Here is a 10,321-nt window from a genome sequence, read left to right on the forward strand (position 1 = left end):
CCGCTCCCGTGCTTTTCGGCCGGAGGCGTGGCAGGCTTCAGTGGAAACTCTCAGCGAAAACGACGCCGAGGGAGATAAAAATCACAGCCCCCACAAGCGCCATTAGCTTCCCGGTTGCACCAGGAACCTGAACGCCTGCCGCATCGACCTTAAATGCCAGATAGAGCGGGAAAGCCACGAAGAAGATTGAGATCCACTTCGGACGCATCATCGTCGCATCGACGGCAAGCATGATTACGAAGACCAGAAACATGCTGATGAGAAGCATACGGCCGATCACCCGCGTCCATTCGCTGCTCGCGGCTAAGATCGTGCGGATATGACCACGATAGACGACGGCAAGGATAGCCAGCGTCAACGCAGAGCATTTGACAATCGATGCCAGCAACTGCCACGCGGCCACCAGTTGAACGGGAGCCTCATGGCTTGCAACTCCCCGCATCTTCGTCAGCGTGTCGCCGGTTGCCGCATCGAGATGGGTCATAACCCAGTAGACATGTGGCCCGGCCACGGCGAGACCAATCGCGATGGTCACCGCCAGCCGCCAGTTGAGGATCAATCGCCGCATACCGGGTTCAAGTAGGAGCGCGACGACGGTCGCGACGGGGATGATCGCAAAGTTGTACTTCGCAAGGAATCCAACACCGGCAGCCGTCCCGAGAAGCGCATAGTTGCCGGTTGACGGCCGTTCCGCCATTAGCGCCAGCACGTACAGGAAGAATGCAACGGCAGCGAAGGTGCCAACGCTATGAGTCAAATCCCGCTGCGAGAGCAGAAAGATCGCGGGCAGGCTGAGCAGGCCGAGGACGGCGATCCAAGCAGTGTCGCGCGCCCCCACCACTTTGCGGGCCGCCAGGCCGAGAAAGATGCAGCTCACCAGCAGCGTGGCATTTTTCAAGAAGGCGAGTGTGTCGACCGACACGCCGAAGACCTTGCCAAAACAGTAGAACAGCCAGTTGTAGAGGGGCGGCTGATCGCCGTATCCCAGTTGCAAGGCATGCGCGAGTCTGATCTGTTCTGCCTCGTCGGACCCGAGATCGCCGCCGCGAAGGAGCCTAAGGGCAAAGCTTGCCGTGAAGTACGTCGCCAATAGTAGGACAGGCAGAAGCGCGTCCAGCCGCGCAGCGCGTGGCGCGGAAACGTATGAACCATCAGCAGTATCAGTCAATTCGGCCCCACGATCGGCTTGATCGAATCTTCACTGACAGGAACATGCAATTCTTCTGATAGACTGTACAGCGGTTCACCCGCCATTTCAGGCACTTGCCAGCGCCGTTCCGACGAAGTGTGTTGCCTCACTGCAACGCCTGCGCCACCAGCGCTCACAACATTGCTGCCTCACTTGCGCTCTACCCAGCAATTGGTCGGACGTGGCAAATCAACTGTTTAATTTCTCGGGCGTTTCGGCCAAACTGCGCCCGCCAAGAGGGAAAGTGCGCGCGTGCATCAGGAAGTATCGCTTATTGCCACAGTTGCTGTGAGTTTCGTCTGTGCGGCGATACTCGGCTATATCGCCGATCGAGTGCGTCTGCCGCCGCTTGTCGGATACTTGTTGGCCGGTATCGTTATGGGGCCGATGACGCCCGGCTTCGTCGCCGACGCCGGGCTGGCCAGTCAATTGGCAGAAATGGGCGTCATCCTGCTGATGTTCGGCGTTGGCTTACATTTTTCCACTGCCGATCTCCTCGCGGTACGCGGCATCGCCGTGCCGGGCGCAATCGCCCGCATCGTTATCGTTACGCTGCTCGGTGTCGTGCTCGTCAAATGGTGGGGTTGGGGCCTGGGCGCGGGGATCGTCTTCGGCCTCAGCCTGTCGGTGGCAAGCACGGTTGTGCTGCTGAAGGCCTTGGAGGAGCGAAATCTGCTCAACTCGGCCAGCGGTCGCGTTGCCGTTGGTTGGCTGATCGTCGAAGACCTTGCCACGGTTCTGGCATTGGTGCTTCTGCCCGCCGTCGCCGAATTGCTCGGCGGCCATGCCGACAGCGGCAGCCTTGCACAAAGTGCGGGGCTGCCTCTTCCGCTGACGATTGCACTGACGCTGCTGAAAGTCGGCGCTTTTGCGGTCATGGCGATCTTTCTCGGCCCGAAGATCGTCCCTTGGCTTCTGACGCTGGTGGCACGAACGGGTTCTCGCGAACTCTTCACGCTAGCAGTCCTTGCCATAGCCCTTGGCATCGCCTTCGGTTCCGCGCAAATCTTCGGCGTTTCATTCGCGCTCGGTGCTTTTTTCGCCGGCGTGGTCATGAGCGAATCCAACCTCAGCCATCGAGCCGCTGCCGATTCGCTGCCGCTTCAGAACGCCTTCTCGGTGCTGTTCTTCGTATCGGTCGGCATGCTGTTTGATCCTTCGATCCTGGTGCGCCAGCCGATGGCCGTGATCAGCGCCCTGGCGCTGATCATCATCGGCAAGACCATCATCTCCTTCCTCATCGTGGTCATGCTTCGCTATCCGATCGGAATGGCGTTGACCGTATCAGGCGGACTGGCGCAGATCGGTGAATTCTCGTTTATTCTTGCTAGTCTCGGCGTTTCTCTCGGATTGCTGCCGAATGACGGGCAGGACATCATCCTCGCGTCCGCCATTATTTCGATCACGCTCAATCCGCTCGTCTGCAGGGGCGCCGAAGCGCTGCACACCCAAGTCCACGCCAGATGGCCGGCGCTCAGCAATCACTTCGGCCGCCGTCGGCATGAGGCACTCGGCCGCGAACTTGAAAAGATCCGAGCGAGCAACGAAGCCCGCGAGCACAAGCATCAGCTCGAGATGCAGGAGCTTATCGAAACCTTTCCACTCTTTGCCAAAGTAGACGAGGATTCGCAGGAGGAATTGCTGCTCCTCTTTCGGCCGAAATCGGCCTTGCCCGGCGAGCGCGTGATGCGCAAGGGCGACCGAGGCGATGGTATGTACTTCCTGTCGTCGGGCGCGGTGGAAGTTCAGCTGCCGGGTGAGCCGATCCGACTGGACCCTGGCGCGTTCTTTGGCGAGATGGCGCTGCTCAGCGGCGGTCGCCGCACCGCAGACGTCGTCGCCGTGGATTTCTGCCAGTTCTTTGTGCTGGAAAGGCGCGATTTCAACATGTTCACGGCAAAGCATCCCGTTTTGCGCCAGGCCGTCAGCGAAATGGCACGCGAACGAACGGAAATGAACGTCATGCGGCAGAAGCACGATCAGCCCTCCCGCGTCGATTCGTGAGCTCCGTGCTCAGTGCGATCACGAAGATTTTTTGGCACGTCACCCTACGAACGACACAGCAAGCATTTACAGCCGCACCGACGCCCCATAAAGGTCATGCGCTCGAAGCGAAAGGATTGGAATGCTCCGCAGACTCTACGACTGGACTATGTCTCTCGCAGCTCGGAAATCGGCCGAAGTCTGGCTCGCCGTTATCGCCTTCGTCGAAAGCTCTGTCTTCCTGGTTCCTGCCGACGTTCTTTACCTGCCGATGGCGCTCGCTAAGCCGGAGCGCGCCTATCGCTACGCGCTGGTCGCGACCGCCGCCTCCGTCCTCGGCGGCATCGCCGGCTGGATGCTCGGCTACTACGCTTATGACGCAATCGCCCGTCCGGTTCTAGAATTTTACGGAAAGCTCGACGCCTTCGAGCAGCTGCGACTCTATATCCACGACGAGTGGGAAATCCTGCTGCTGCTGCTGGTGACCTCAGGCTTGGCGCATCTACCGCCGATCAAAGTCGTGACGATCCTCGCCGGCGTCATTCACATGAATCTCGGCTTCTTTATCATCTCGGCGATCGTCGCACGCGGCGCGCGCTTCTTCTTCCTCGCGTGGCTGCTGCGCCGCTACGGCGAGCCGATCCGCCACTTCATCGAAAAGCGCCTCGGGCAGGTTGCGGGCGTTGTTGCCGCCGTCGCCATTGCCCTCGGGATCGCCTATAAATTACTTGCCCACTGAGCCATTTGCGCGGAGTCCGTTCATGCCTGCCTCGTTTTCGCTTGCTCGCCCGGTCGTCGGCTACTCGATGGTGCTCGCGCTCGGCATGGCGGTGGTTGTCGGCACCGCGCTCGGCTTTCAGTATCTTGGCGGCTACATTCCCTGTGCGCTTTGCCTGCTGCAGCGGCAGCCCTATTACTACGGCATTCCGATCGCGATCCTTGGCGCGATTGCTTCTGCAGTCGGTCTTCCCAGCTGGATCGGCCGCGCATTTCTGCTCGCCGCCGGCATCCTGATGATCGTCGGCGCCGGCATGGGCGTCTATCATGCCGGTGTCGAGTGGCAGTTCTGGCAAGGGCCGGCAACCTGCTCCACGACGGCGGGCAGCATGACACAGAACGCCGGCGACCTATTGGGTGAATTGAACAGCATCAAGGGTCCGTCCTGCACCGACGCCGCGCTACGCGTCCTCGGCCTGTCCTTCGCAGGCTGGAACGTGGTTGCGAGCCTCATCCTGGCGGCCTTCGCCTTTATCGGCGTCCGCAAGACGGCCTGAGCCTGACGGATGGGAGACTGATCAGGGCTGCAGTTCGCTGTCCCAGTAGAGATAGTCGAGCCAGCTGTCATGCAGGTAGTTTGGCGGGAAGAGCCGGCCGTTGTTGTGCAGATCCTGTACCGTCGGCTGGTAAGGCTTCTGATTCGGGAACATGCCAGCCTGTTTCGGCAGCTTGCTGCCTTTTCTGAGATTGCAGGGGGAGCAGGCCGCAACGACATTTTGCCACGTCGTCTCCCCGCCATGGGCACGCGGGATGACATGGTCGAAGGTCAGGTCGTCATGCTCGCCGCAATATTGGCATTCGAACTTGTCGCGCAGGAACACGTTGAAGCGGGTAAAGGCCGGATTGCGGGAAGGCTGGACATAGGTCTTGAGGCAGACGACGCTTGGAAGCCGCATCGAAAAGCTCGGCGACGATACCGAATGTTCGTATTCTGCAATGATATTCACACGGTCGAGAAATACCGCCTTGATCGCGTCCTGCCAGGACCAAAGCGACAAGGGGTAATAACTCAGGGGCCTGTAGTCAGCGTTCAGGACGAGCGCCGGCAGGGCCTGTGGGGAAACTGCAATCGTCAAGGGACTCTCCTGATCGATTCGGCATCTGCCCTCTTATATTAGGCCGGTTGTGACGGCATTGTGAAGTCTAATAAATTCAGGCATCAATGCCGCGATGCAAAGCGCTGTCGCTCAGTCGATCGGCAACATGCCGCGACCGAGCTTGATGGCATAATAGGCCCAGAAAAGCCTTGCCGCGACCGACCGCCATGGCGACCACGCACGGGCCAACGACGCCAGCTCGCGGGCAGGCGGGCGAGCGCCGAGACCGAATGCCGCAGCCACCGCGTTCTGCAGGGCGACGTCGCCGGAGGGAAAGACGTCCGCGTGGCCGCCGCAGAACATTAAATAAACCTCGGCGGTCCAGGGACCGATTCCCTTGAGAGCCGTAAGCTCAGCCAGCGCTTCGTCAGGAGGCAAGGCGGAGAGCGCGAGGAGATCGAGGCGCCCGGAGGCAACCGCGTCGGCAATGCGCGATAGCGTTTCCGCCTTGGCGCGCGAGAGGCCGAACTCGCGCCACGCGTCGGGATGGAGAAGCACGTAGTTGTCCGCCGTCAGCACGCCTTCGACCGGTCGCATCCGTCTCCAGATCGCTTCGGCGCTGGCTCGCGACACCATTTGCGAGACGATCACGTGCGCGAGACCCTCGAAACCCGGTTCGCGCAACCGCAAAGGGAGGGGGCCGGCCTCGGCCGCAATGGCTGCAAGCCGCGGATCAAGACGAAGCAGGTCCTCCAGCCCCTCCCTCACATCATCATCGCTGCGAATGATCAACACGCTTCCTCGCGATCCTATCGAATCCATGGCAGAAGAAAGCATGACCGCGAATCCTCGTCAAAAGCCTGTTTTTCGTTTTGCGCCGAGCCCCAATGGCCCGCTTCATCTTGGTCACGCACTCTCTGCCTTTCTGAACCGAGACATGGCGATATCGGTCGGAGGACGCTTCTTGTTACGCATAGAAGACATCGATCTGACGCGCTGTACACCCGAATTGGAGGCGGGCATCTACGCCGACCTCGAATGGCTCGGCATAGACTGGGAACGACCGGTACGGCGGCAGTCGGAGCATTTCGCAGAATATCAATCAGCCCTTGAACGGTTGATCGACCTCGGCCTCGCCTACCCCGCATTCATGACCCGGGGCGAGACCAGGACGTTGGTCGCAGCCGCCGAAGCAGATGGTAAGCTCTGGCCGCGAGACCCTGACGGCTCGCCGCTCTATCCGCCGGACGATCGTGAGCGGTCCGATGTCGACCGGCGGCAACTGCTCGCATCGGGCCTCAAGCACGCCTGGCGGCTCGATATGGGCAAGACTTTGGAGGCATTGGGCGAGGCCCTTTCTTGGGAGGAAACCGGAGACGCCGACCGTGGCCTGATCGCCGCAAATCCCGGCGCCTGGGGAGATGTCATCCTGTCGCGGTCGGATGCGCCGTCGAGCTACCATCTCTCGGTCGTCCTTGATGACGCCCTGCAGGAAGTTACCCATGTGGTTCGCGGGCTCGATCTCTTTCATTCGACTTCGGTTCATCGACTGCTCCAGACCCTGCTCGGCTTGCCGGCGCCGGTCTATCACCACCATCGACTGATCACCGATGCGGGCGGCCGCAAGCTTTCCAAGAGCGAAAGGGACACAGGACTAGCCGAACTCCGCGGGCGCGGCCTTTCACCGACCGACATCCGCCGCCTTGTGGGGCTTTGACGTCTTATTCTGCCTCCCGCCGAGGAAGTTGTTCTTGAAGATCGCGCGCACGCGAAACTTCAGGAGGGCGGCGTTGAGCTCGGCGCCGATAATGAAGATGACACCGACCATATAAAGAAAGATCAGAACGATCATCACCGATGCCAGACCCGCATAGGTCGCGGTGTAGTTGGCGAACGTTGCCAGGTAATAGGCGAAAATCAGGGCTCCCGCCAACCAAAGCAACAGCGTCACCAGCACGCCCGGCACGACATCGAACACACGGCGTCGCCCGGCCGGCAGCCACAGGTGAACGACGAAGAGGCCGACGGTCAGCATGAACAGCGTTCCATAGACGCGCCAGCTGAAGACGACTTCGAGCGTATCGGCAAAGAGCGGGAGCCACTGGCGCGCATAATCGAGGGCAAGCGGCACGGCCACAAGCAGGATGCTGACGGCCGCGAAGATGATTACGGCGATGATGACATAACCAAGACTTGCAAGGCGGGTGATGTACCATGGCCGCGTTTCCTGAACACGGTAGGCGCGGTTAAGCGATGTCCGCAGCGCCTCGACCCCGTTCGAGGCGAAGTAAGCCGCCGCCAAGACGGACACAGTCAGCAGTCCGCCGCGCGGCACGGTTAGGACCTGGATTACCTGGTCGACCAACGGCTTGGCGATCGCCTCCGGCCAGGTATCGAAGATCAGATGTATCGCCCGGTCTGAGAATTGGTCAGCGCCCAGAAAGGTCGCGAGCGTCGTGCCGAAAATGAGAAACGGAAAGACAGCCAGTAGTGTAGACAATGCGACATGGCTTGCCATCGCGAAGCCGTCGTCTTCAATCAGGTGGCAGATAGCATCGTAGACCACATCATAGAAGATGCGCATTATCTTCGGCATTCGGTCTCCCGGCTTTGGTCGTTGTGTCGCCCATTCGAATATGGGAAACCACTCCCATTTTGTACAGGAATCATTCCATGTCGGACCAGCGCACCATCATCGTGACCGGATGCTCTTCCGGGATCGGCGCATACTGCGCCCGAGCGCTGAAGGCCGATGGCTGGCGGGTCTTTGCCACGGTGCGCAAAATCGATGATCTGGCGCCGCTGGAAGCCCACGGCATCGAGGCCTTCCGCATGGACTATACGCGCATCGACACGATTTCGGATTTCGTGCGCGATGTGACGGCGCTGACCGGCGGACGCATCGACGCGCTGTTCAACAACGGTGCCTACGGACAGCCCGGCGCCGTCGAGGACCTTCCGACGGACGCCCTGCGCGCTCAATTCGAAACGAACGTCTTCGGCTGGCATGAGTTGACGCGTCAGATCGTGCCGCTGATGCGCAAGCGCGGCCAGGGCCGGATCGTTCAGTGCTCGTCGATCCTCGGCGTCGTGCCGTATCGTTTCCGCGGCGCCTACACCGCCTCCAAATTCGCTCTCGAAGGCCTGAGCATCAGCCTTCGCATGGAGCTGCAAGGCAGTGGCATTCACGTAAGCCTGATCGAGCCGGGTCCGATCGCCTCCCGTTTTACGGCAAACGCGCTCGCAAAGATCAATGAGCACATCGACGTGAAAAACTCGGTGCATGCGGCAGATTACCGCCGTCAGCTTGCACGGCTTGACGGATCGGCCCCCCCCAATCGACATAAGCTCGGTCCGGACGCGGTCTATGCCGTGCTGAAGCACGCATTGAACTCGAACAATCCGAAACCACATTACCCCGTAACCACGCCGGCCAAGCAGGGTATGGTGCTGAAGAGGCTGCTGCCTGCAGACCTGTTCTACCGCCTGATGCGCTGGGTGGACTAATCAGGAAAGCCAAAGCCAGCATGTCCACGGTCACCTACATTCTCGCGATCATCGTCATGGGCATCGTCGCCCTGGTGCTGATTCGTGGCCTTTTCAACATGATGAAGGGCGGCAATCCGAACCTCTCCAACAAGCTGATGCAGCTGCGCGTGCTACTGCAGGCGATCGCCGTGCTCCTGATCATGCTGACGCTCTGGCTGACCGGTGGCGGCCGCCCTAGCTAAGTCAGGAAATGGAGGGGTAAGCATGGTCAGGCTCAACAAGATCTACACGAAGACCGGTGACGACGGCACCACCGCACTCGTTTCCGGGCCGCGCCGTCTGAAATACGATCTGCGCGTCGAGGCCTACGGCACCATCGACGAGGCCAACTCCGCCATCGGCGTGGCACGGCTCCACATGCAGGGCATGCCCGTCCTGGAGAGGATGCTGACTTTGATCCAGAACGACCTCTTCGACCTTGGCGCCGACCTTGCAACGCCGGACGATGGCAAGCCGCCGGCACACGAGCCGCTGCGCATTGTCGATAGCCAGGTCGCGCGCATCGAGAGCGACATCGACGAATTGAACGCCGACCTGCAGCCCTTGAAATCCTTCGTGTTGCCGGGCGGGCACTCGGCTGCCGCTCATCTTCATCTCGCCCGCACGATCGCACGTCGCGCGGAGCGGCTGATGGTCGAACTTGCCCGCACGGATGGCGAGGTCGTCAGCGACGCCGCATTGAAGTATGTCAATCGGGTCTCGGACTTCCTCTTCGTCGCCGCCCGTCACGCCAATGACCGTGGCAATGCGGATGTGCTTTGGGTTCCGGGAAAAAACAGGTAGCCTCGCCCTCGACCACGTGACGCGACCGCCGGGGGCAGGCTTCATGTTCATACCGTTGCACGATGCCAATACGCTGAAGCATATCAAGGTCCAATGGGTCACCATGGGGCTGATTGCGGTGGACCTCGTGGTTTGGCTATTCACTGGGGTTGTCGCCAGCCAATCCGTGTCGCAGGCGACGATTGTCGGCCTCGGTTACATTCCCGCGGTCGCCTTTCACCACGCGAGTCTGGAGCCGGCGCTGGCCTTCATCCCGGAACCGCTGACCTACATCACCTACTCCTTCGTGCATTCGGGTTTCTGGCACCTGGCTCCCAACATGCTCTTCCTTTGGGTCTTCGGCGACAATGTCGAAGACGCGATGGGTCACCTGCGCTTTCTTGTCTTCTATCTGCTCTGCGCGGCGGCCGGCGCTCTCGTTCATGGGCTCGTGGGGACGACATCGGAAGCACCGCTTGTGGGCGCCTCCGGTGCGATCTCGGGCGTAGTTACGGCCTACGTCGTCTTGCATCCTCGCGTAAAGGTCTGGGTACTCGTGCTGATGCGCGTGCCATTGCCGTTGCCCGCCTTCGTCCCGCTCCTTCTCTGGATCGGCCAGCAATTCGTGATGCTGGTCTTGGAACCCGATGGCAGCATCTCCTGGGGTGCCCATGTTGGCGGCATCCTCGCTGGCGGCCTGTTGGTCCTTTTCATGCGTCGCCGCGGCGTCCCTCTATTCGATCGGGAAGTCGTTACACCGAGGGCCGTCAGAGACCGGCGAACAGCTAACCCGGCAATGGCCGTGGCGCCCGGCCAGCAATTACGCCCGCGCCTTCCCTGGAACAGGGAATAACCGCAATATTGACGTGAACGTAAACGTCATATATTGACGAGCTCAATTTGCCTGTCTGCGTCAATGGAAGCGTTGTGTTTGGAGGAAAAACGCGTATCCATGTCGCCATTCGACAATCGGAGCAGCGCCGAAACGCGCATTTTCTTGGCGAAAGAGTTGAAGGAAGGACCC

At 60.5% G+C, this 10,321-nt stretch carries 12 protein-coding genes; 8 read left to right on the top strand and 4 right to left on the bottom strand.

Going from position 1 to position 10,321, the window contains the following annotated elements; genetic code table 11:
• Positions 1-37: 37 nt before the first annotated feature.
• Positions 38-1,168: a glycosyltransferase family 39 protein gene (locus K9B32_RS27130; RefSeq protein ID WP_224568132.1), complete on the bottom strand. Its 1,131-nt coding sequence runs from the start codon at positions 1,166-1,168 to the stop codon at positions 38-40.
• Between the two features lie 273 nt (positions 1,169-1,441).
• On the opposite strand from K9B32_RS27130, the gene K9B32_RS27135 reads away from it, so the two are divergent.
• From K9B32_RS27135 to K9B32_RS27145, 3 genes are all read left to right on the top strand, one after another.
• Positions 1,442-3,193, top strand: a complete 1,752-nt coding sequence (locus tag K9B32_RS27135; RefSeq protein ID WP_224568134.1) for a cation:proton antiporter — start codon at positions 1,442-1,444, stop codon at positions 3,191-3,193.
• A gap of 121 nt (positions 3,194-3,314) precedes the next feature.
• Complete coding sequence (locus tag K9B32_RS27140) at positions 3,315-3,911, top strand: YqaA family protein (RefSeq protein WP_007790716.1); 597 nt, start codon at positions 3,315-3,317, stop codon at positions 3,909-3,911.
• A gap of 22 nt (positions 3,912-3,933) precedes the next feature.
• On the top strand, positions 3,934-4,446 hold the full coding sequence (locus K9B32_RS27145; protein WP_224568136.1) for a disulfide bond formation protein B: 513 nt from the start codon (positions 3,934-3,936) through the stop codon (positions 4,444-4,446).
• 21 nt (positions 4,447-4,467) lie between these two features.
• Here K9B32_RS27145 and K9B32_RS27150 read toward each other — a convergent pair whose 3' ends face one another.
• Together K9B32_RS27150 and K9B32_RS27155 are read right to left on the bottom strand one after the other, a co-directional pair.
• Entirely contained in the window at positions 4,468-5,025 is a 558-nt protein-coding gene (locus K9B32_RS27150; RefSeq protein ID WP_007790722.1) for an HNH endonuclease, read from the bottom strand.
• 111 nt (positions 5,026-5,136) lie between these two features.
• The gene (locus tag K9B32_RS27155; protein ID WP_224568138.1) at positions 5,137-5,823 is read right to left on the bottom strand and encodes a DNA-3-methyladenine glycosylase family protein; all 687 of its coding nucleotides are present in this window, start codon (positions 5,821-5,823) and stop codon (positions 5,137-5,139) included.
• On the opposite strand from K9B32_RS27155, the gene gluQRS reads away from it, so the two are divergent.
• Positions 5,822-6,703: a tRNA glutamyl-Q(34) synthetase GluQRS gene (gene gluQRS, locus K9B32_RS27160; protein ID WP_224568140.1), complete on the top strand. Its 882-nt coding sequence runs from the start codon at positions 5,822-5,824 to the stop codon at positions 6,701-6,703. The genes K9B32_RS27155 and gluQRS overlap by 2 nt on opposite strands.
• Here gluQRS and K9B32_RS27165 read toward each other — a convergent pair.
• A complete protein-coding gene (locus tag K9B32_RS27165) occupies positions 6,668-7,582 on the bottom strand; it encodes a YihY/virulence factor BrkB family protein (RefSeq protein WP_224568142.1) in 915 nt (304 codons plus the stop codon). The genes gluQRS and K9B32_RS27165 overlap by 36 nt on opposite strands.
• 77 nt (positions 7,583-7,659) lie before the next feature.
• On the opposite strand from K9B32_RS27165, the gene K9B32_RS27170 reads away from it, so the two are divergent.
• The 4 genes from K9B32_RS27170 to K9B32_RS27185 are packed head-to-tail and all read left to right on the top strand — an operon-like array spanning position 7,660 to position 10,150.
• A complete protein-coding gene (locus K9B32_RS27170) occupies positions 7,660-8,493 on the top strand; it encodes an SDR family oxidoreductase (RefSeq protein ID WP_224568144.1) in 834 nt (277 codons plus the stop codon).
• 20 nt (positions 8,494-8,513) lie between these two features.
• A complete protein-coding gene (locus K9B32_RS27175; RefSeq protein ID WP_007790735.1) occupies positions 8,514-8,717 on the top strand; it encodes a twin transmembrane helix small protein in 204 nt (67 codons plus the stop codon).
• A gap of 22 nt (positions 8,718-8,739) precedes the next feature.
• Positions 8,740-9,318, top strand: coding sequence for a cob(I)yrinic acid a,c-diamide adenosyltransferase (locus tag K9B32_RS27180; RefSeq protein ID WP_007790737.1), 579 nt, complete (start codon positions 8,740-8,742; stop codon positions 9,316-9,318).
• Positions 9,319-9,361: 43 nt separating this feature from the next.
• Positions 9,362-10,150 (top strand): rhomboid family intramembrane serine protease, encoded by a 789-nt coding sequence (locus K9B32_RS27185; RefSeq protein ID WP_224568146.1) that lies wholly within the window; start codon positions 9,362-9,364, stop codon positions 10,148-10,150.
• Positions 10,151-10,321: the final 171 nt, after the last annotated feature.

The organism is Rhizobium sp. 3T7, assembly GCF_020166565.1.
Classification (GTDB): domain Bacteria; phylum Pseudomonadota; class Alphaproteobacteria; order Rhizobiales; family Rhizobiaceae; genus Rhizobium.